Origin of the sequence: Hyphomicrobium sulfonivorans (genome assembly GCF_013306565.1) — a bacterium.
GTDB lineage: Bacteria > Pseudomonadota > Alphaproteobacteria > Rhizobiales > Hyphomicrobiaceae > Hyphomicrobium_A > Hyphomicrobium_A sulfonivorans.
In genome coordinates, this window is sequence record NZ_PZPO01000004.1 from 116346 (window position 1) to 138724 (window position 22379).

Sequence of the window (22379 nt, forward strand, 5' to 3'; positions counted from 1 at the left end):
TGCTCCGCACGGCCGGTCCCGATGCCCTCGAGTATGCGAAGCGTTGCCCGCGCGCGTGCTCCGTCAGCTCCGCTCGTTGATCGGCACGTAGTTGCGCTCGGGCGCTCCCATATAGAGCTGGCGCGGACGGCCGATGCGCTGCTCCGGATCTTCGATCATTTCTTTCCACTGCGCGATCCAGCCAACCGTGCGTGCGATGGCGAACAGCACCGTGAACATCGACACCGGGAAGCCAAGCGCCCGCAGCGTGATGCCGGAATAGAAATCGATGTTGGGATAGAGCTTCTTCTCGATGAAGTATTCATCCTGCAGCGCGATGCGCTCCAGCTCAATCGCCACCTTCAACAGTGGATCGTTATGGATGCCAAGCGCGTCCAGCACCTCGTGACAGGTTTTCTGCATCACCTTGGCGCGCGGATCGTAGTTCTTGTAGACGCGATGGCCGAAGCCCATCAGGCGGAAGCCCGAGTTCTTGTCCTTGGCCTTGGCGATGAATTCCGGAATGCGCTCAACGCTGCCGATTTCGGCCAGCATGTTCAAAGCGGCTTCGTTGGCGCCACCGTGCGCAGGCCCCCACAGGCAGGCGATGCCAGCGGCGATGCACGCAAACGGATTGGCGCCCGACGAACCGGCCAGACGCACGGTCGACGTGGATGCATTCTGTTCGTGGTCGGCATGCAGGATGAAAATGCGATCAAGCGCGCGCGTCAGCACCGGATTGGCGACATACGGCTCGCACGGGATGGCAAAGCACATCTGCAGGAAGTTGGTGGTGTAGTCGAGGTCGTTGCGCGGATAGATGAACGGCTGACCGATGGAGTACTTGTATGCCATCGATGCAATGGTCGGCATCTTCGCCAGCATGCGGTGCGAAGCCATCGCGCGCTGTGCCGGATCGTTGATATCGGTGGAGTCGTGATAGAACGACGACAGCGCGCCAACGGTGCCAACCATCACGGCCATCGGATGCGCATCGCGGCGGAAGCCGGTGAAGAAGCGCGTCATCTGCTCATGCAACATGGTGTGCCGCATGATCGTGGTATTGAATGCGGCGTACTGGTCGTGCGTCGGCAGTTCGCCATGCAGCAGCAGATAGCAGACTTCCAGGAAGCTGGAGTGCTCCGCGAGCTGATCTATCGGATAGCCGCGATACAGCAGTATGCCGGCGTCGCCATCGATGTAGGTGATGCGCGATGAGCAATTCGCAGTCGACGTGAAGCCAGGATCGTAAGTGAAACAGCCTGTGTCACGATAAAGCTTGCCGACGTCGATGACATCCGGGCCAAGAGTTCCGCTGCGCACCGGCAGAGTGGACTTCTTGTCGGCGAGTGAAAGCTCGGCGGCCGCAGTGTCGGCGTGCCCCTTGTCGTGAACATTCATGGCGCAGTTTCCTGTAGTTCCCGGAGGTCGGAACCGATCATCTGCACCCGTCTGTCAGCGGCGGGCTTGTACGATCGGCGTCCAGCGAAAGACAGATCGACATGTTGGGCACGAAGGGCAGAGCGCCCTCCGTGGAAGTGCCGAAGCGATATGCTATATCACTTTCGCATCGCAACATACATGCAACGAGAACTTCGCCAACGCAACGCAATTTGCAAAATTTGCGTGATATCTCTTAGTGATGCGCAGTCATGCGTAGACGGCATATTGGTCTTTAGAACGAACTATCCCGCCGCCTGATCGCGGATGCGGTCAAGCGCTTCATCGCGGCCAAGAACTGCCAGAACATCGAAGACCGGCGGTGAAACCGATTTTCCCGTCAGCGCGGCGCGCAGCGGTTGTGCGACCTTGCCGAGCTTGGCACCTGTCTTCTCGGCGTAGTTGCGCACGATAGCTTCGAGATCAGCGGCCGACCAGTGGGACGCTGCCTCAAGATCGGGCAACAGCTGCTGAAGTGTTTGGCGTCCACCGTCGTCCAGAATTTTTTGCGCCTTTTCATCGACCGGCAGCGGACGATCCGTAAACAGGAACATCGCGCCCTCGATAAGCTCAAGCAGCGTCTTCGCCCGCTCCTTCAGCCCCGGCATCGCGAGCAGAAATTTCGCGTGCATGTTGGCATCGAGACGTTCGGCGATGAACGTGCCTTCCGGAATGAACGGCAGCAAATCTTCGATCCGCTTCAGCAGTTCCTGATCCGACGTGTGACGGATGTAATGGCCGTTGAGGTCTTCGAGCTTGGCATAGTCGAACCGTGCCGGCGCGCGGTTGATATCCGGCAGATCGAACCAGTCGAGCATCTGCGATGTCGACATGATCTCATCGTTGCCGTGGCTCCAGCCCAGCCGCACCAGATAGTTGCGCAGCGCGGCGGGCAGGTATCCCATGTCGCGATAGGCTTCGACGCCGAGCGCACCGTGACGCTTGGAAAGTTTGGCGCCGTCGGGTCCATGGATCAGCGGCACATGGGCGAAGCGCGGCACCTGCCATCCCATCGCTTCGTAGATCTGCGTCTGGCGCGCAGCGTTGGTGAGATGATCGACGCCGCGGATCACTTCGGTGATCTGCATGTCGTGGTCATCAACAACAACAGCGAGGTTGTAAGTCGGGTTGCCGTCCGAGCGCAGGATGATGAGATCGTCCAGCTCCTTGTTCTGGAACACGACGCGGCCCTGCACCAGATCATCCACCACCGTCTCGCCATCGCGCGGTGCCTTGAGGCGGACAGCGAAGGGCAGGCCGGCGGGTGCTTCAGCAGGATCGCGTTCGCGCCAGGGGGAGCGGATCGTCAGCGGGCGCTTTTCGGCCTGGGCTTCCTCACGCATGCGATCGAGTTCATCGGGCTGTAACCAGCAGCGATAGGCGTGCCCGCTGGCCAGCAGCTCTTCAGCCACCTGGCGGTGGCGTTTGGCGCGGCCAAACTGTGAAACTTCATCGCCGTCCCAATCGAGCTCAAGCCATTTCAGGCCGTCCAGAATGGCGGCAACGGCGGCCGGATTGTTCCGCTCTCGATCGGTATCTTCAATGCGCAGCAGCATTTTTCCGCCGCGCCCGCGCGCATACAGCCAGTTGAAAAGAGCGGTTCGCGCGCCACCGATATGCAGATATCCCGTGGGCGAAGGAGCAAAGCGCACGATCGGCGCTGCGTCGCGGCGTGTTTTGTCGGTCATATTTTTAACTATTGCCGTTGGATGCGGGGTGCTTTCGGTCGATGTAGCATGCCAGGACGGGGGGAGTAAGGGGCACCGGGTTTTCGGCGATGGATGGGGCGGCTGCGATCGGGGGAGGGGTGGCGCACGGCCGCGGGCTGCACGCCGCGTTGCTCCGCCGTCTGGAGGCTGAGCAGGAGCGTTGCTTCTACTGGCTTCCGGTCATGATCGGACTGGGCATCGGCATCTATTTCGCGCTTCCCGCGGAGCCATCACTGCTTACGGCGCTGGTGCCTTTTTTGTGCGTTGCCGCTTGGCGTATGGCAACCGGCTCAGGTAGTCCACGCGGCTTGATCAGCGCGCTTGTGCTTGCGGCGCTCACTGCAGCCACACTGGGATTCGGACTGGCGAAGTTGCGGACGGAATATGTGCGCGCGCCGGTGCTGACGAAGCAAATGGGCGCGGCGGAGGTGCGCGGCTGGCTCGAACTGGTTGAGCCCCGCGCGCAGCGTGGCCAGCGTCTGACAGTGCGCATTGCATCGATTGGCAATCTGGCCCCGGACCGCAGGCCTCAGCGCGTGCGGATTACGACGACGCGGGCGGTGCCGGAGCTGAAACCCGGCATGCCGATACGGGTTCGCGCATCGCTGATGCCGCCATCATCGCCAGCTCTGCCCGGCGACTACGACTTCGGCCGTCAGGCGTGGTTCAAGCAGCTGGGTGCGGTCGGATATACGTTCTCGGTTCCGCGCGTCGATGATGAGGCGGGCGAGGCGCCATTGGATCTGCGCCTGTGGTCGTACGTGGAGCGGGTGCGGCAGGTTATTGGCGATCGGATTTCGGCGGTGCTTCCGGGCGAAACCGGCGCCATGGCAACGGCACTGCTGACTGGCGAGCGCGGCGGCATTTCCAACGCAACCAACGATGCGTTTCGCGATTCCGGCCTGGTGCATTTGCTTTCAATCTCCGGATTTCACATGGCGGTTATGGCCGGATCGGTTTTTCTGGCCGTGCGGTTTTTGCTGGCGCTGCTGCCTGCTATTGCGTTGCGCTATCCGATTAAGAAGTGGGCGGCAGGCATCGCGATGCTCGCGGCGTTCGGCTACCTGCTGATTTCCGGCGGTGCGTTCGCCACCGTTCGCTCCGCGATCATGGTGGCCATCATGTTTTTCGCGGTGATGCTGGATCGTCCGGCGCTGGCGTTGCGCAATGTAATTCTGGCTGCCACGATCATTCTGGTGATCTTTCCCGAAAGCCTGCTCGATGTCGGGTTTCAGATGTCGTTCGCGGCCGTGCTGGCGCTGGTCAGTCTGTACGAAGCGCTGCGCGAACGCCCGACCTGGATCGCTTTGTCGGAGCGGTCATACATGCGCCTTGCGATGTTTTTCGGTGGCATCGTGCTCACGACATTGATCGCCAGCGCGGCCGTTGCTCCGTTCGGTGCCTATCACTTCCACACCTCGCAGCAATATGCGGTGCTGGCGAACCTGATTGCGCTTCCGATATGCAATATCGTGGTGATGCCGGCCGCGCTGGTCGCCCTTGTGGCGATGCCGCTCGGGCTCGAAAGCTGGCCGCTCATCGTCATGGGCTGGGGCATCGACGTGACGGTGTGGGTGGCTTACCGCGTGGCGGAGCTGCCCGGTGCCGTTGTCAATGTTCCGGCGATCCCGTCGTATGCGTTTCTGCTCATGGTCGCGGGTGGGCTGTGGCTGATGCTGTGGCGCACGCGCTGGCGGATCGGCGGGCTTGTGCTGGCTGCCATTGGCGTTGCTCTGGCGCCGACTTTACGCACACCGGATATGCTGGTTGGTCGGGATGGAGCGATTGTCGCCGTGCGCGACAAGGATGGTGCGTTGTCGGCGCTGGGTGGCAAACGCGCGGGCTTCGAACTTGAGCGCTGGGTTGAGCACGACGGCTGGAAAAGTGATTTAGAGCAGGCTGTGAAAGGCGAAGCGTTCCGCTGCGACGGTGTTGGCTGCACGGCGTCGTATGCGGGGTTGAGCATTGCGGTGGCGCGCCACCCGGCAGCGGTCGCCGAAGATTGCCGACGCGCAGAGATTCTGGTTTCGCCGTTGGTCATTCCGCGCAGCTGTACGCAGCCAAAAGCGGTGATCGACTTTTTCGCCGCGCGCAGACATGGCGCGCACGCGGTTTATATCGGCCGTGACGGCACGATTGAAATTGAAACGGTGGCCGCCGCGCGCGGGGAACGCCCGTGGTCGATGCCGCCACCACGGCGGGCGGCATCTGCTGCGGCAGCGGTTGGCGACGCTCTGGCATCGGGGGCAATCGCTGGTCCAGCATCAGGGGGCCTGGCTGACGACGGCGCGTCATCGCCGACCGCTACCGGCACCAATCCAACGCCCGATGACGCTTCCGAGCTGATGATTACGCCCGATCGGAATTGACGCGACGCGGGCAGTCCCGCAGCCCGCTGCAAACAAAAAACGGCGGCACGGGGCTCAGCATGCGCGATACCCGACCCAACACAGCCCGCGCGACACCGCAGAAAATCAAGCAGCCGGATCAGAAGCGGCGCATCAGTCCGACTAGCCGCCCCTGGATGTCGACCTGATCGGGACCGAAGATGCGCGTTTTGAACTCCGGGTTGGCGGCTTCCAGCGCAATCGTGGTGCTCTTTTTGCGCAGGCGCTTCAGCGTTGCTTCTTCCTGCTCCACCAGCGCCACGACGATGTCGCCGTTCTCGGCGGTGTTGCAACGCCGGATGATGACGATATCGCCATCCAGAATGCCGGCTTCGATCATTGAATCGCCCTTCACCTCAAGCGCGAAATGCTCGCCGTTGGTGAGCAGATCGGGGGGGCAGGCGATATCGTGACTGTGGTTCTGAATGGCACTGATCGGTGTGCCGGCGGCGATGCGGCCCATGACCGGCACGGACACCGTGCGCCCGTCGATAATGGTTGAAGGGGGCGCCGCAAATTCGCGCGGGCGGCTACCCTCAATGACGCTGAGATCGGGCCGCCGCGCCGCCGCTGTTGATGCTGCCGCCGCCGATGGCGCCGTCTGATTCTCCGGCAGCCGGATGACTTCGATGGCGCGTGCCCGATGCGGAAGCCTGCGGATGAAACCCCGTTCGACCAGGGCTGTAATGAGGCGGTGGATGCCAGATTTGGATTTGAGATCCAATGCATCCTTCATCTCGTCAAAGGAAGGTGGGACACCCTTGTCCTGCATGCGCTCGTGGATAAAGAGCAGCAGCTCCTTTTGCTTCTCAGTGAGCATGGGGTCTCCCGCAAATGGTGTGCCGCCGCCAGCCCCAAACTGTGGTTTTGAAAAAACGACCACCTGAGCCACGTCCGTCCAGCACCCCGGACAAATCATGAACGTACCCTAACCGTTCCACAACCGTTCCGCAAGTGGCGTTGTATGGCCGCTCAGAAATCGATCGGAAGGACGCGCACGACTTCGCCGATGGACGCGGGCTTTGCGCATGGCGGGCGAACAATCAGAGCATTCGCGGTGGCGAGGGCGGTGATATGGGCGCTGTCAAATGATGAGAGCGGCGCGGCGCGTGGGAGTTCGCCCGGAACGGGCGTCAGAAGTGCGCGCATATAATGCTGGCGCGGGCCGTTTTCAGGAATCTCGCCAGCGAGGACTGCAGTCTGCTCGGCAAGTGGATCGTCTGCTCTCCCGAGCAATGCATAGAGCAGCGGCACCAGAAATATTCGCGCGGTGATGAGGCAGGAAAGCGGATTGCCCGGCAAGCCGAGCACGCGCTGCTGCGCATTGAGTCGGCCAAACAGCATCGGCTTGCCGGGACGGATCGCCACTTTCCAGAAGTCGAGTGCCATTCCGCGCGCTTCCAGCGCCGGTTTGACGAGGTCGCGGTCGCCGACCGATGCGCCGCCGATCGTCACCAGTACGTCGGCGTCATCAGCGCCGGCCAATGCGTTCGCCAGCGCTGGCATGTTGTCGGCAGCAATCCCGAGCAGATGGGCTTTGCCGCCAAAACTTTCGATCAGCGCGGCCAAGCCGTAGGGATTGGACGAAATGATCTGGCCGACACCCGGTTGATTGCCGGGGGGCACGAGTTCGTCGCCGGTTGCCAGAATGGCAATGCGCGGCTTGCGGCGCACGGCAAGGTGCGCGTGGCCACCCGCTGCGGCCAGCGTGATGGCGGAGGCATCAATGAGACGGCCTGCTTTAAGCAGCGTCTCACCGGCGCGAAAATCGCTTCCCATCCTGCGGATGTTCGCCCCGCGGCTTGCCGCTTCGAGCACGGTCAGAGCGTTGCCACTGCGTTCGGTGTTTTCCTGGATGACAACGGTGTCAGCGCCTTCGGGCAGGCTTCCGCCGGTAAAGATGCGTACGGCCTCACCGGGACCGACAACACCGTTGAACGGGCCGCCGGCATTTGCCTCGCCAATGACGGTGAGATGGGCGGGCGCGGATTTGACGTCGTCGCCACGCACTGCATAGCCGTCCATCGCGGAGGCGTTGAAGGGCGGCTGCGTGAGATGCGCGATGACATCATCCGCCAACACACGCCCGCCAGCCGCAATAAGATCAACCGTTTCGCTGCCGAGCGGTGTGATGCCGTCGAGAACGCGCTGCAGGGCTTCTTCAACCGGGAGCAGCGACATTCAAGCGCTCTCCGCGCGAAAATCGCCCGAGCGTCCGCCGGATTTTTCCATCAACCGGATGTCTTCAATCGCCATGCCGCGATCTACCGCTTTCAGCATGTCGTAGAGCGTAAGGCAGGCAACGGAAACGGCAGTCAGTGCTTCCATTTCAACGCCGGTTGGACCGCTGGTCTTGACCTCGGCGGAAACGCGCACGCCACACGGGGCGTCACTAGGTTGCAATGTCACGACAACCTTTGACAGCGCCAACGGATGGCACAGCGGGATCAGTTCATGGGTGCGCTTGGCGGCCATGATGCCGGCGATGCGGGCCGTTGCGAGCACGTCGCCCTTGGGCGCGTTGCCGGAGTTCATCAGTTCAAGTGTTGCGGGCTGCATGGTGATGAAGCCCGCTGCAATGGCCGTCCGGGTGGTTGCGGGCTTATCCGATACGTCCACCATCCGCGCATCGCCCTTGTCGTCGATGTGCGTGAGCCTGGCCATGTTGCACTCCGATCGTTCGGCGCCGTGCGGCGCGCGTGGGTTAGGGCAGGGCGCCTAAAGCGAAGCGTATCGCGTCGATGAACGCGCGCAACTATCTCATGCGGCGCGGTTGCGCGCGAGCAGCGTGCGCGTTGCCGCGGTTACGTCCTGCTGCCGCATCAGGCTTTCACCTACCAGGAACGTATTAACACCCACGCGCTCCAGCAGCTCGATATCTGCGGGGGTGAAGATGCCGCTTTCGCCAACCACGATGCGATCTGCGGGAATGCGCGGCGCCAGGCGCTCCGTCGTTTCCAGCGTGACGTCGAATGTCTTCAGGTTGCGATTGTTGATGCCGATGAGACGGCAGTCCAAAGCCAGCGCCCGGTCGAGTTCGGCATCGTCGTGGACTTCAGCGATGGCGTCCATGCCCCAATCCTTGGCGGCGCGCGCAAGATCGTGCGCAGTCGTGTCGTTCACCTGCGCCAGAATGATGAGAATGCAGTCGGCGCCCCATGCGCGCGCCTCGGCCACCTGATAGGTGTCGAGCATGAAATCTTTCCGTAGCGCGGGCAGGGTGCAGGCGGCGCGTGCCTGCGTGAGAAATTCGGGTGCGCCCTGAAATGAAGGGGTGTCCGTCAGCACCGACAGGCAGGCAGCACCACCGGCCTCGTAGGCCTTCGCCAGCGCCGGGGGATCGAAGTCTTCGCGGATGAGGCCTTTGGAAGGGCTGGCCTTCTTGATTTCAGCAATCAGCGCCGGCTGGCCAGCGGCATGCTTGGCCACGATGGCATCGGCGAAGGGGCGGACGCGCGGAGCGCTGCGGGCCAGTTCCGCCACGACGCGCAGAGGTACGGCCGTTTTGGCACGGGCGATCTCTTCAAGTTTGTAGCGGGTGATCTTCTCGAGAATGTCGGCCATGGTTTCCGGCGTTTCATTGGTGCTTCAGGGCTTGCTACCCGTGGGCCCCGGCACGGTCAAGCGATGGCGGCCGCTTTGCCTGTCAGCGGCCCGATATGGGGCTCGCTGCGACGCAGCAATATGCGGTGAAAGCTCAGGCCGGTTCGGTGGCGTGTATCTCGACCACGCCGGTTGCGGGCTCCATCACATAGACCATCAGATCGGGGCGCTCACGCTTCAGCCGCCCGGCCAGACGCCGGCCCTCGGCCTCGTGGGCAGCATATTGCGCATCGCTCCAGTGCGGATTTGAAAAATCGTCCAGGTTGAAGGAGGTGTCATAGCTCTGCGCCCAGTTCTTCAGGTCGGCGCGCAGGCCGTCAGAGATTTCGATCAGGTCTGGCGAGAAGCAGCCATAGTGATCCTCGTCCAGCGCCCAAAGCGGATCACACTGATAATCGCACATCAGCTTGATGCGCGTGCACTCGTGTGCCGGCAAGGCAGGGCCGCTAGCGTATCCATCGCCGCTTTCGCCACCACCAAAGGCTGCCAGCGGCGATCGGGGCTTGGGCTGCCACCACAGCGTTTTGAAGACATATCCGAGGTACAGCACCAGTGCGGCAACGGTGGCGAGTGCCGCGGCCTGATGGAGATCGGCAAGCGGCATCAGCCGCCCGTGCCAGGCGGCCCAGACGATGAATGCGGTGGCCGCGAAATAGATGACAAACGCATTTGTCGTCTGCCGGCGTCCAGTGGTGTCAGGCGGATTGTCGGCATCGAAATATCGCGGTGCGATGACATAGAGGTAGAACGCTTGCGCCAGTGTCGACAGCGCGAAGACCCATACGGCAGCTTCAAGCCCGACCAGCAGCAGCACGCCGCCCAGAAAAACCAGTCCTGAAGCGGCAACAAGCCATGCGCTCTGGATGCGTTCGGGCATGCTGATTTTTTTCATCGAGATTGCGGCGATGGCCTTGTCGAAGAATATCGACATCAGCCCGGCGCGGGTGCCGATCAGTCCGGCGAATGCGTAAAAGGCGCCGATCACCTTGAGTGCGATGTCCGTTATGTCCACGGCGGAAAATCCATAAAGCAAAAGCTGGCGTTCCAGCGGGATGAAATGCTGCCGAAGCAATCCATCGCCAGCGCGGCGCGAACGTGATGCCAGAAAGATGGAGTTTTCGCGACGGGTGATTTGGTGAGCAGGGTAGGCGCATTCCAGCGCCGCGCGATGTTCCCTTAATACTTCCTTAAGCAGGCCGGGCGCTAAGCCGCATGGCCAACGCCGGGCGAATTGTTCACGCCAACGGATGATTTGCATTCTATCGCGGCTTTGCCGCAATGGTACCGCATAACCGCCTTGCTTTCGCACCGGGGAAGCGATTGCGATCGATTGGAGGCTGGACGCGCATGGCACGACGGATCTTCTTCAGGCGGCGCCCGATTTCGCGTGTTGTGGGCGTTTGTCTTGGATTGGCTCTGTGCGGTCCTGTATTCGCTCCATCGGCATTTGCGGTTGATGCTCCGGCGACGGAAGGCGATGCACCCGCTCCGCTGAAAATGCATCTCGACGAATACCGCGAACTGCTGGCCACCCATAATCGCGCTTGGGAAGAATACGAGAAGATCGCCGCGCCTTACTGGCAGTCGGTGACCGAGAAGCGTTCGCGCCGGCGGACAAAGATGGCGAACGGTCTGACGCTGACCGAGGCCGACTATGTGATGGAACAGCCGCCGGCCTTTACCGGGCCGCCGAAGCCTGAAAATCCGCTCGCGCCGAAAACAAAGAGTCCGATTCCCGATGTGCAGGAGTTTCTTGCCGCGGCGAAGGCGGAATTCGATTTCGAGCCGGAGCGCCCACAGAGCGAGGTCGCATTCAAGCGCGCCTATGCTCAGTTTGCGGCTGCCAGGGGTATCGAAGCGAAGGTTGCAGTAAAGATCTACGCGTTTGAAGCTGGCGGCGATGGCCAGCACGATATTCAGGCCGGGCGCGAGCACGATCCCAAGGGCAAGGTGATTTCAACGGCGCTGGGCTACAATCAGCTGCTCACCACCAACACGATTGGCCTGCTGGCGGAAGCCGGATCAGAATTTGTTGGCACGCTGAAGGAACGCGCTGCTATCGCTCAAGGCGCGCGTAGGCAGGTTCTGGAAAGCAAGATCGCCAACTTGAGAAAGATGGTTGCGTTTGCGCGCACGGTGCCGAACGACTGGAACGCGCATGGTCGGCTGGCCAGCACACCGAAGGGTATCGGTGTGCACGCGCTCAACCTCGATATCGACATCGGTCCGATGTTGCAGACACGCAAGCTGACCAACTCGATCAACTTCGCCAAGGCGAAGGGGTATGAGGCGACGCTGACGGCTGCCGAGCTGGAGATGATGAACCTGACGGGAGACGGCAACGGCTTCGACATGCTGACGATGCCGCCAATCCTGCGCGAGATCGTGCCGACGTCGAACTTTTTCCAGCGCGGCGGCTATGAACGCAATCCGGTGGCGGCGCGCAATAACACGGTGTCAAAGCTGCTCGCGGCCACGGACGAAAAGATGGAGCGCGAAATGCGCAAGCAGGGTGCTCAGGATCTTGCCGCTGCTTTCGACGCGGTGACGCTGCGCTGAGGCAGTGCACGACAGGATGATGTGACGACGGGCCGACGTCACCGGGGTTCACGCGTCTCGCTCGCGCGCAGGCCGATCACAAAACAGATTTAGAGCGCTTCGTTGGTGACGGCGACGAGCGTATCCAGTGCCCGTGCAGCAGCGCCGTCATCGATAGCGCGGGCCGCCCGTTCGGCGCCTTCGCGCAGGTCCGCCGCCTTGCCACCAACAATAAGCGCGGCGGCCGCATTCAGCAGCACGATATCGCGGAACGCCCCTTCTTCGCCCGCCAGCAGATTGCGGATTGCGGTGGCGTTCACACTGGCGTCGCCGCCCTTCAGGTCAGCCAGGGTCGCCGATGGCAGACCAGCGTCCTCCGGCCCAACCTCAAAGGTGCGGATCTCGCCGTCCTTCAACTCGGTGATGCGCGTACGGCCCGTGGTGGTGATTTCGTCAAGGCCGTCCGAGCCATGCACAACCCAGGCATGTTCCGATCCAAGGTTCCTCAGGACCTCTGCAACCGGCTCAGTCCACGCCGCGTTGAAGACGCCAACGATCTGACGCTTCACCCGGGCCGGGTTTGCCAGCGGTCCGATGAGATTGAAAATGGTGCGGATGCCAAGTTCGCCGCGCGCGGCTGCCCAGTGCTTCATGGCCGAGTGATGCATCGGCGCCCACATGAAGCCGACGCCCGCCTGGGCAATCGAGCGCGAAATGACGATCGGCGAAACGTCGATCTTCACGCCGAGCGCGGTCAGCACATCCGATGCGCCCGAAAGTGACGACACCGCGCGGTTGCCGTGTTTGGCGATCGGGATGCCCGCACCGGCCGCAACGATGGCAGCGCACGTCGAGACGTTGAATGTGTTGTGCCCGTCACCGCCAGTGCCGACGATGTCGACGGCGTTCGGCGGCGCTTCCACCGGCAGCATGCGCTCGCGCATCAGCTGGGCGGCGCCGGTGATCTCGGGGATGGTTTCGCCGCGCACGCGCAACGCCATCAGGAACGCGGCCATCTGCACCGGCGTGGCGACGCCGGACATCATGGTTTCCAGCGCGTCCTTGATCTCATCTTCGGTAAGGCTGGCGCCCGTCGCCACCTTCTGCATGAGGAGTTTCAGCTCGATGGCGGGCATGGTGAAGCCTTGAATTTCGTGTGGTGATTTATGCGGCGGTGCGCGCGAAAGGCGTCTTGCGGCGGATGGGGTTCATGCCCGCAAGCTCAAGAAAATTGGCGAGCAGGGCGTGGCCCTGTTCCGATGCAATGCTTTCGGGGTGGAACTGCACGCCGTGGACCGGATGGGTCTTGTGCTGCAGCCCCATGATGATGCCGTCCGACGTTTCAGCGGTCACTTCCAGCTCATCCGGCAAACTGGCGCGATCGACGATCAGCGAGTGATAGCGCGTAACCTCGAACTGCGCGGGCAGGCCCTTGAACACGCCCTTGTCCGAATGGTGGATGGTCGACAGCTTGCCGTGCAGCGGCTCGGGCGCGCGGATCACCTTGCCGCCGTAGGCCTGACCGATGGATTGGTGGCCGAGACAAACGCCCAGCAGCGGGATCTTGCCGCCCGCCTTGGCGATAAGGTCCAGACAGACGCCTGCTTCGTTAGGCGTGCACGGGCCCGGTGACAGCACGATGGCCTGCGGCTTGGCGGCGATCACCTCGTCGGCCGTAGCCTTGTCGTTGCGGATCACCTCGCACTGGGCACCCAGCTCGCCCAGGAAGTGGACGAGATTGTAGGTGAAGCTGTCATAGTTATCGATGAGGATCAGCATGGCTGTCTGCGCGTCCCTAGCCCACCGTGAGCGTCATCCGGTTGGAGAGGGTGTAGGGAGCGCACGGGGCAGCGTCAAGTAAATGGCGGCGGGCATACATGCCTTGCCACGCCTCAGCGGGCGTTCAGGCAAGCATCGCCGGGGTTATGAACCGCTCCAGATTTCCGGCCCCGAAATCAACATCGGACCAGCTGCCTGCCTCAAAGGTCAGCACCGCGAGCGCGCAGGTCGGATATTTCTGCGCCAGAAGCTTGCGCGCTTCCGCGTCTCCATGGCCAGCAAGATCGGAGGCAAAGTCCTCCATGCCGGGATTGTGTCCCACCACCATGACGCGGGAAGGCGCAGGGTTGCGGGACGCAACCCGGCGAACCTGAGCCAGCATGTCTTCCGGCGTGGCCATGTAGATGGCGTCGTCAAACACAACCTCAGGGTGGGGTTCCGGCCACGATCCGAGCACCAGATCGAGGGTTTGCCGGGTGCGCGCCGCCGAAGAGCACAGCACTAGCTCCGGCACCAGCCCCAGGTGGGCAATTTCGGCCCCCATGCGCGGGGCAGACTTTTGTCCGCGCTTGGCCAGCGGCCGGTCGAAATCGGCATCGGCCGGGTTGTCCCAGTTTGATTTGGCGTGACGGAGCAGCATCAGAGTCAGCATGGCGAGACGATGCCGCCACTTTGCCCGGCGATCAAGATTGCGCGGGCGCAATGCCATGCGAATGTTAATCGTGACAGTGGATCGCGAAATTGTGTGGCGCGATCACGACATAACTACGCCATTTGACGGACTAAACTGAGGGGCGGCGTCTTTGGCGTCAGTCGCATTTGCGGCCCGGGTGGGCTGGGGGAAGCATGTTCCGCGTCATCGGTCTCACCATCGGGCTTGTTCGCGCCCGTGCGCGGCCCATAGCTGTTGCCTGCCGGCTTCCGCGCGCCGGGGCTGCGGCGCTGTCTGTTGCTGTAGCGGTGGTCGTGGTTGCCGGCTGCGCATCCACCAGCCGCCTGCCTGCAGTGCCGTTGTCGCTGGCGGCCGACGCCATTCCGCTCGATATTCCTGACGCCCGCTTTTATGCGGATACAGATACCGACCGCATCTCAAAGTTGGCCACGCGCGCCTACCAGCGCGCCAAGGCCGCTGGTCTCGTCGGCCATGACGGCGACGCTTATCAGCCCCATACAACGCGGGCGTTTCTAGCCATTTCCGGCGGCGGTGATGACGGCGCTTACGGCGCTGGCCTGCTGACGGGATGGAGCGAGCGCGGCGATCGCCCGAATTTCGCTGTGGTCACAGGCGTATCCACCGGCGCTCTGTCGGCGCCGTTCGTGTTCCTTGGCTCAGAATACGATCGGCAACTCAAAAGCATGTATACGGAGACCAGTCCGGGAGACATCTTCCGGCCGCGGACATTCATGGCGGCTGTGGCTGACGACGCGATGGCGGATTCGACGCCGCTGCGCGAACGCATCGACGGCTATGTCGATCAGCGCATGGTGCGCCGCTTGGCGGAGGAGTACGGCAAAGGCCGCATACTGCTGATCCTCACCACCAATCTCGATCAGGGCCGCTCGGTGATCTGGAACATCGGCGCCATTGCCTCAAGCGATCATCCCCGCGCGCGGATGCTGATTGTCGATATCCTGCTGGCGTCGGCAGCTGTGCCCGGCGTTTTCCCGCCGGTGATGATCAACATCGCGATTGATGGCCGTGACTATCAGGAGATGCATGTTGATGGCGGCGCGATTGCGCAGGCGTTTCTGTATCCGCCATCGTTCAATCTCAAGGCCAAGCTGAAGGAGCTGGGGGTGAAAGGCGCGCGCCCCGCAGCGTATGTGATCCGTAATGGGCGGCTTTATCGCCCTGAGGAAAATGTAGACCGGCAAACCCTGAAGATTGCGCAGCAGGCCATTTCCACCATGACCGCATCAAGCGCGGTCAACGACATTTATCGCATGTACATGACCACGAAGCGCGACGGCGTCGATTTCAAGCTGGCCTACATCGAAGACGATTTCGGTCTGCCGTACAAAGGGCCATTCGATCGCGATTACATGAACGCGCTGTTCGAATACGGCTACCGTGTCGGCCGCGAAGGCTATCGCTGGCACAGTACGCCGCCGAACTACATCGAAGAGTGACGGCGTACGTTCCATCAGGCCTCACATGGGAGGCGCAGCCCGTGGTGTCATGACCTGTCGTGCCAGCAACGCGATGTCAGAAGCTGGCGCTGCCGCGGATGCCAATTGAATGGATTTGCGTCGCCTCGCCGAGCTGCGCATCGTAGTTGATGCGTAGCGTGTCGTTGTCGGCGTTGATGACCTCCAGCCCCGCACCGACGATCCCCATCGCCTGATCCTGCCGTGTCATGATCGTGAAGGGGCCAACGCCGGCAGGCGCCTGGGTGAAGCCGGCGGAGAGCGCGAAGTCGTCGTCCGAATACCAGATCGCACCACCGCGCACGAGCGGTCGCACCAGCGTGCCGTTCGAGAGCCAGAACTCCGATCCGACTTCAACCGTCGGCGCGATAGAAAATACGGTCTGGCTTGCGCTATGCACGGTGAGGCCCGCGCCGCCACCACCGCTTTCGGTGAAACCATCGAGCGCAATGTGCGTGAGGTTCATATCAAGGATCGGCTTCCAGAATAGATCCGGCGAACCGAACACGTAGGCGGCGCGCACGCCGCCGTTGATGAAGCCGTAGTCAGCGGTGCCTTCGGCCGTTGCCGCAAAGCCGCCGAACGCCATCGGCCGTGTGGTGTCGTAGCTTGCCCCGCCGCCGCTCAGTGTTGCAGCCAGCAGCAGTGATCCCGGATTATACTTGAGCGCCACGCCGGCCTGTCCAAGCATGCCGTCGCTGGTTGCGTTGGTGGCGGAGGAGGAACTGCTCTGCTGGAAGCCACCGGCAAAGCCAAGCCGCCAAACGTCATTGAGGGCAACCTGCACACCGGCGGTGAACAGTCCAGCCGTTTCCTGATAACCGATCTGGTCGCGCGTTGTGCTGCTGTTCAGGAAGCGCGCGCTGGCGCCGGCCCACAGGCACTGCCCTTCGCGAATGATGGAAGCAGTGTCAGAGCCGTTGACGCGGCAGGAAAGCATGCTGTTCGCGAACGCAAGGTTGGCATAAAGCGTTGCAATCTGTGCGTCGGTGTAAAGCTCAGGCGAAAGCTGGTCGAGCGCGTTGCGGTAGGCGTCGATATCGCCTGTGTTCAGAAGGCCGAGCAGCACCGGCGCTACGCCACCCGAACCGGCCTGAAACACGCTCTGCAGGTTGCGTGCAATTGCCCGCTGATTTGGATTGAGAACTCCGACATCTGCAAAGTCGATGCTGTAGCTCAGCAGCAGATTGTCGCCCACGAACTCTAATGCCGCTCTGGCAACAGGGCTGGCGATCAGGCCAAGGCCGTCGTCTGTCAAACCGCCCAAGGCCGAGAGAATGGTGAATGTCTGCGCCGCTGCCAACGGAACGCTGATAAACCGGGCTTCGACCTTGCCGGCCAGCACAGCTGAACCGGTAACGCCTAGCGCGTCGTTGGTCGTCAGTGGTCCGCCGGTTGCGTTCGGGTCGAGATCAACGGCGTAAACGCCGGTTGTGGTTTGGACCAGATCGCCGCCAACCAAAGTTGTCTGGATGGTACCGCGTCCACCGGGTGCGATCGTACCTTCGTTGTTTAGCGTCGCTGTCATCACCATGCTGGCGGTGTTCAGCACGCCGCCAGCATGGTTGGAAATGTCGCCAACGGGGGCACCATCTGACATCATGATGTCGCCGGTGATGGTGCCAAAGTTTTGTATCGAGGCGGCAGGGCTGAAAATATCAATGGCGTAACCGCCGTCACCGGCAGTGATGGTGCCGAAGTTTATTAGCTGAGCGTCGGTGGCGGAATCCATCATGACCGATGCGCAGCATGGACCACCCACAATCGAACCGCTGTTCAGGACAATGGCGCCGGCGTCGCCTGACACGAAGATACCTGCGGAGCCCGGTCCGGTTGCTGCGATAGTACCCGTATTGACGGCCGCCGCCATACCCGTTGCCGCGAACGCGTACATGCCATCGGACGTGTCGCCGGTCGTTATGATGCTTCCGCTATTGGCTACGGCGACATCGCCGGATGTGGCCACGGCCCAGATACCAGCGGAATAATCACCTGCGGTGGTGATGTTGCCAGTTGAAATCGCGCCAGCGCCTTGCTGGCCGCTGACGAAGATGCCCTGGGCGTTATCGCCTCGGGTGGAAATGACTGTGTCAGAGTTGACAAACGCGACGTTGGCGGCTTCGACAAAAATGCCGACCGCATCGATGTTCGTGGTCGTTATCGAACCAGCAACATTGACGATCCCGGAGCCCCCGGAAGTCTGAGCTGTGATGCCCATGCTTCCGATGCCAGCGGTTGAAATCCGACCGTCCATATTGATGTAGATGTCGGATTGCGTAGTCGTGAAAATGCCGAACGCGTCGTTGCCGACAGTTGTCAGACTTCCGGCGATGTTGAGCGCGATCGCGCCTGTGCCGCTCATGGCGCGCAGCGCATCGGAATCGTTGCCGAGCACCGCGATCGTCCCGGCGTAATTCAGGCTGAGATGACCATCGACCGTATTGGCAAGCACACCATGGGCGAACGCGCCGCTGGTTGTGATGTTGCCTGCAATCGACGCGTTGAGCGAGCCGGTGTTGAACGCGCCAACTTCAATTCCGCTGATGTTCGTGGTCGAAATCGAATGGGAGCCAAGCGCGACATCCAGAACAATGTTGGTGTCGCTACTGAAGAGGATGCCCGCAGTGCCGGACGCAGGCGTGATGTTGGCGGTCAGCGCAAAGACGTTTAGCGTCTCGAACGGCCCTGAGCCGTTGTTCAGGTCAATGCCCGCGCTGTGATTGCCGGTGCAGTTGACGATGGAAGGATCAGCGCCGACATGACAGCCGGCCGGCGGAACCTGCGCTGCTGCGGGTGATGCGTTCAGTGCAATGAGAGCACAGCAAATGCCCGCTAAGCCCGTTATCCGCGCGATGTGCTGGCTTGCATCGTTGGGCAAGCTTCTGTCGACGGGAAGGTGGGTCCGGGCATGCGCCACGTGCAAAAATCCTCGCGTGGAAGAATGGCACGCGAAACACGATTTCCAATCAAGACAATATCGGCGAGTGACCGCTAAGCGATCCTCGATCCGGTGTTGTTAATACGATTCGTAACGCTGTTGTCAGTGATCGGATTTAACCCACGGTCAGTATCGCCAGAAAGCTGGCTGCGTGGGGCGATTCGAGGAAGAGCTGAGGCCAGGCTCAGCGCGTCTTGATGGCGAAGCGCACAGCCTCTTCAGCCGCGCGGAACAGCGCCCGCGCTTTGTTGATGCACTCCTGCTGTTCCTTTTCAGGAACCGAATCGTGCACCAGTCCGGCGCCGGCCTGAACATGCATCACGCCATCCTTGATGATGGCAGTGCGCAGCGCGATGCAGCTATCCATCTGTCCGCTGGCGGAGAAATAGCCGACGCAACCGGCATACGGACCGCGCTTGGCTTTCTCGAGCTCGTCGATGACTTCCATCGCCCGAACCTTAGGGGCGCCGGAAACGGTGCCAGCCGGGAAGCCTGCCATCAAGGCATCGACGGCATCGTGCTTTGCGTCCAGCTTGCCGATGACGTTTGATGCGATGTGCATCACATGGCTGTAGCGCTCGATCAAGAAACGCCCCGTTACCGTCACGCTGCCGACTTCGGCCACGCGGCCAACGTCGTTACGCCCCAGATCGAGCAGCATCAGATGCTCGGCGCGCTCCTTGGGATCCTTCAGCAAAGCGTCGGCAAGTGCCTGATCCTCGGCCTCGGTCGCGCCACGCGGAGCGGTGCCCGCGATCGGGCGGATCGTCACTTCGCCCTCACGAACGCGCACCAGAATCTCCGGGCTCGAACCGACAAGGGCGAAAGCGCCGAAGTTCAGATGGAACAGGAAAGGCGAGGGATTCGTGCGGCGCAGGGCGCGATAGAGCGCAAATGACGGTAGTGAAAACGGCGCTGAAAAGCGCTGGGACAACACGACCTGGAAGATGTCACCGGCGACGATGTATTCCTTCGCCCGCTCCACCATCGACCTATATTCAGCCGGCGTCGTATTAGAGACTGGCGTCGGCGCCGCCAGATCCTTACTGCGCGCCTCGGCAGGCGTATGCGGCAGACGCTCTTCCAGTGCGGTGACAGCAAGCTCCAGCCGCTTACAAGCAGCCTTGTGCGCCTTTTCAGCCGACAGATCTTTCGACGGACGCACCGGCGTAACAATGGTGATCTCGTCTTTGACGTTGTCGAAGATCGCCATCACCGTCGGTCGCATCAGGATGCCATCGGGCACGTTGAGGGTGTCAGCCTGCTCGCCCGGCAGGTTTTCCATCAACCGAACGGTGTCATAACCCATGAAGCCGAAAATACCGGCGGCCATCGGCGGCAGCTCCGACGGCAGATCAATCAGAGAATCCGCGAGCAACGCGCGCAGCGAAGCAAGTGTCGGCTGCGTGTCGGGTTCAAATGCATTCGGCTTATCTGCCGGATTGCGATTGATGCTGGCGCGGTCGCCGTCGGCACGCCAGATAAGATCAGGTTCGAGGCCGATCACAGAATAACGGCCACGGGTTGCGCCGCCTTCCACCGATTCAAGCAGGAAGCTCATCGGCTTTTCATCCGCGAGCTTCATGTAGGCGGAGACCGGCGTTTCAAGATCGGCAACAAGGCGTGTCCACAGCACCTGCGCGACGCCCCGGTCATAGCGCGCGGCAAAGTCGGCGAGAGTCGGCGTCGCTTCCATGGGGTGGCCTTGTCGTCTTGTGCGCGTTGGGCGCTATGGATCTTGAGGCCGGCATGTTTGCGGCCGGTAGCTTGTTAATTACCCGGCCGGTTGGGATGTCCGGCCGGGATTTTTATTGCGGTCGTGCGTGCGGTTACTGCGCGTCTTCGCCAGTGGCAGCACCGGTCACCCGACGGAGTTCATCCTGGAAGATGTGTGTTCCGAGCTGACGCTGAAGCGCCATGACATATTCGCCCAGCGTTTCATCGGCGATCTCGTTGCGCAGATCGGTGCCGATGGCGACCCGCTCCGTCTCGGACAGGGCCGGTGCCGGGTTGACAGTCGTCACCTTGAAAACGATGCGCGTCTTGTCGTTGGTGTCCGGTGCCGACCCGGCCTGACCCTTCGGAAGGGTGAAAGCGCGTGCAACGGCAGCCTTGCTCATGCCCTGCGGCTCGGTCGTGCGGTTGAACGGCGGCGTCTCGGAAACGCGCTGCGCACCAGCTTCGGTGGCGAGGCGAGACATTGCCTCACCGTTGTTGGCACGCTCCACCAGCTTGTCGGCAAAGTCAGCAACCAGTCTGGCGCGTTCCTGCGTCATGAAGAGAGCTTTGACCTGATCCTTCACGTCATCCAGCGGCTTCTGCTTCTGCGGCGTGGTGTCGGCAACGTCCACCCACGCATAGGTGCCGTTGGAAAGCTCGACCATCTCGTTCTCGATGCCGAGGCCGCTGCCAAACGCCGTGGTCAGCAGAGCCGATGCGTCTGTGACCGGAATTGCAGTCTTGCCGGCGCTGTCGCGGTTGTTCCGGTCCGTCTCGGGGACGTCATAGAACTGCAGCTTCAGTTCGTCGGCGATTTCCTTCAGCGTCTTGCCGCCGGAGCGCTGATCTTCAACCTGATCCAGATGCGCCTGCAGTTCGCTTTCAGCGCGCTCACGCGCAAGCTTCTGCTTTACGTCATCCTTCACGTCGGCAAAGTTGCGGGTCACAGCGGGCTGAACATCGCTGACGCGCAGCAGCACCGTTGCAAAGCGGCCTTCGACCGGATCGGATACTTTGTCCTTTTCAAGCGCGAAGGCAGCGTCGGCAATCTTCTTGTCGATCAGCCGGTCCTTGGAAATCAGGCCGAGGTCGATGTCGGAATCCTGCGCACCGGACTCCTTGGCGACATCACCGAACGACTTGCCGCCTTCGATAGCCTTCTTGGCTTCTTCCGCGGCAGCCCTGTCCTTGAACGCGATCTGCTGCACGCGGCGGCGCTCCGGCGTGTCGTAATCGGTCTTGGTATGCTCATAGCGCTCCTGCGCATCAGCATCGGAGATTTCGATCGCCTTCTTCAGTTCGTCGACCGAAAGCACCAGCACCGAGAGCTTGCGATATTCCGGCGCCATGAAGCTGGAAAGATTGGCTTCATACGTCGCCTTGAGCTGAGCTTCATCCGGCTCGGGCACCTTCACCATCTTGTCGGCGTTGATGGCGAAGTAATCGACCGTGCGCGTCTCATTGCGCCAGGTGTTCATCAGCTCGATCATGGCCGGCGGCACGGCGATGCCGTTCACCAGTGCCGAGGTAAGCTGCTCACGCACCTCATCGCGGCGACGCAGATGCAGGAAGCCGCGCTCGCTGACGCCAAGGCGATTGATGACGTTCTCGAACGCGAAGCGGTTGAACTTGCCGTCCGGCCCGGCGAAGGCTTCATCGCTTTGCAGGCCTTCAGCCAGCGCTTCGTCGGAAAGCGCCAGGTTGAGCTTGTCGGCGTGCTGCTCGACTGCCGACCAGGCGATAAGGCGCGAAACCACGCGCTCATCCAGACCGGCGGCGCGCGCCTGCTCAGGGCTGATTCGCTGGCCAGCCTGCTGCGAAATCATGTTGATCTCGTTCTGGAACGTCCGCTGGAAGTCTTCCGCGCGGATTTCCTGGCTGCCAACCTTGGCGATGGCGCCACGGCCCCAGCCGGTGAATACGTCTGCCACGCCCCAGATGGCGAAGCTGAATACGAGAAGCGCGAATAGCACCTTAGCTACCCAACCGGTGGAGCCGCGTCGTAGAGCTTCAAGCATTGTGGAGGTCGTTCCGTTTTACTGGGGCCGGAGCAGGGAACGGGTTCCCTACGAATGGCGTGTGAAGTGGCCAGCACAAATGTGCGTGGTCTGGATGTGGGCATGATATGAAGCGCAGCCG

Annotated in this window: 16 protein-coding genes; 3 read left to right on the top strand and 13 right to left on the bottom strand. The window is 61.8% G+C overall.

The window, feature by feature from the left end; genetic code table 11:
• Window positions 1–63: 63 nt before the first annotated feature.
• A complete protein-coding gene (gene gltA, locus C6Y62_RS08880) occupies window positions 64–1380 on the bottom strand; it encodes a citrate synthase (RefSeq protein ID WP_173953636.1) in 1317 nt (438 codons plus the stop codon).
• A gap of 284 nt (window positions 1381–1664) precedes the next feature.
• On the bottom strand, window positions 1665–3107 hold the full coding sequence (gene gltX / locus C6Y62_RS08885; protein ID WP_173953637.1) for a glutamate--tRNA ligase: 1443 nt from the start codon (window positions 3105–3107) through the stop codon (window positions 1665–1667).
• A gap of 119 nt (window positions 3108–3226) precedes the next feature.
• Between gltX and C6Y62_RS08890 the strand changes: the two genes are divergently transcribed.
• Window positions 3227–5497, top strand: a complete 2271-nt coding sequence (locus tag C6Y62_RS08890) for a ComEC/Rec2 family competence protein (RefSeq protein WP_173953638.1) — start codon at window positions 3227–3229, stop codon at window positions 5495–5497.
• Between the two features lie 118 nt (window positions 5498–5615).
• Here the strand turns inward: C6Y62_RS08890 and lexA are convergent, their stop codons facing one another.
• The 5 genes from lexA to C6Y62_RS08915 form a co-directional block, all read right to left on the bottom strand.
• The gene (gene lexA / locus C6Y62_RS08895) at window positions 5616–6335 is read right to left on the bottom strand and encodes a transcriptional repressor LexA (RefSeq protein WP_173953639.1); all 720 of its coding nucleotides are present in this window, start codon (window positions 6333–6335) and stop codon (window positions 5616–5618) included.
• 152 nt (window positions 6336–6487) lie between these two features.
• Window positions 6488–7696, bottom strand: a complete 1209-nt coding sequence (locus C6Y62_RS08900; protein WP_173953640.1) for a molybdopterin molybdotransferase MoeA — start codon at window positions 7694–7696, stop codon at window positions 6488–6490.
• Entirely contained in the window at window positions 7697–8179 is a 483-nt protein-coding gene (gene moaC / locus C6Y62_RS08905; protein WP_068461615.1) for a cyclic pyranopterin monophosphate synthase MoaC, read from the bottom strand.
• Between the two features lie 96 nt (window positions 8180–8275).
• Window positions 8276–9079 carry an indole-3-glycerol phosphate synthase TrpC gene (trpC, locus tag C6Y62_RS08910; protein ID WP_173953641.1) on the bottom strand — a complete coding sequence of 268 codons (804 nt, stop codon included), beginning with the start codon at window positions 9077–9079 and terminating at the stop codon, window positions 8276–8278.
• 133 nt (window positions 9080–9212) lie between these two features.
• Complete coding sequence (locus C6Y62_RS08915) at window positions 9213–10130, bottom strand: hypothetical protein (RefSeq protein WP_173953642.1); 918 nt, start codon at window positions 10128–10130, stop codon at window positions 9213–9215.
• 335 nt (window positions 10131–10465) lie between these two features.
• Between C6Y62_RS08915 and C6Y62_RS08920 the strand changes: the two genes are divergently transcribed.
• Window positions 10466–11677, top strand: a complete 1212-nt coding sequence (locus C6Y62_RS08920) for a hypothetical protein (protein ID WP_246274536.1) — start codon at window positions 10466–10468, stop codon at window positions 11675–11677.
• Between the two features lie 89 nt (window positions 11678–11766).
• Here the strand turns inward: C6Y62_RS08920 and trpD are convergent, their stop codons facing one another.
• From trpD to C6Y62_RS08935, 3 genes are all read right to left on the bottom strand, one after another.
• On the bottom strand, window positions 11767–12792 hold the full coding sequence (gene trpD / locus C6Y62_RS08925) for an anthranilate phosphoribosyltransferase (protein WP_173953643.1): 1026 nt from the start codon (window positions 12790–12792) through the stop codon (window positions 11767–11769).
• Between the two features lie 28 nt (window positions 12793–12820).
• Window positions 12821–13435: an anthranilate synthase component II gene (locus C6Y62_RS08930; protein ID WP_173953644.1), complete on the bottom strand. Its 615-nt coding sequence runs from the start codon at window positions 13433–13435 to the stop codon at window positions 12821–12823.
• 124 nt (window positions 13436–13559) lie between these two features.
• Window positions 13560–14144 (bottom strand): SixA phosphatase family protein, encoded by a 585-nt coding sequence (locus C6Y62_RS08935; protein ID WP_246274537.1) that lies wholly within the window; start codon window positions 14142–14144, stop codon window positions 13560–13562.
• 137 nt (window positions 14145–14281) lie between these two features.
• Between C6Y62_RS08935 and C6Y62_RS08940 the strand changes: the two genes are divergently transcribed.
• Window positions 14282–15565: a patatin-like phospholipase family protein gene (locus C6Y62_RS08940; RefSeq protein WP_173953645.1), complete on the top strand. Its 1284-nt coding sequence runs from the start codon at window positions 14282–14284 to the stop codon at window positions 15563–15565.
• A 76-nt stretch (window positions 15566–15641) separates the two neighbouring features.
• Here the strand turns inward: C6Y62_RS08940 and C6Y62_RS16740 are convergent, their stop codons facing one another.
• From C6Y62_RS16740 to C6Y62_RS08955, 3 genes are all read right to left on the bottom strand, one after another.
• Window positions 15642–18500, bottom strand: a complete 2859-nt coding sequence (locus C6Y62_RS16740) for an autotransporter domain-containing protein (RefSeq protein ID WP_173953646.1) — start codon at window positions 18498–18500, stop codon at window positions 15642–15644.
• A 205-nt stretch (window positions 18501–18705) separates the two neighbouring features.
• Entirely contained in the window at window positions 18706–20217 is a 1512-nt protein-coding gene (gene trpE, locus C6Y62_RS08950) for an anthranilate synthase component I (protein WP_173953647.1), read from the bottom strand.
• Window positions 20218–20350: 133 nt separating this feature from the next.
• Window positions 20351–22258 carry a SurA N-terminal domain-containing protein gene (locus C6Y62_RS08955; protein WP_173953648.1) on the bottom strand — a complete coding sequence of 636 codons (1908 nt, stop codon included), beginning with the start codon at window positions 22256–22258 and terminating at the stop codon, window positions 20351–20353.
• Window positions 22259–22379: the final 121 nt, after the last annotated feature.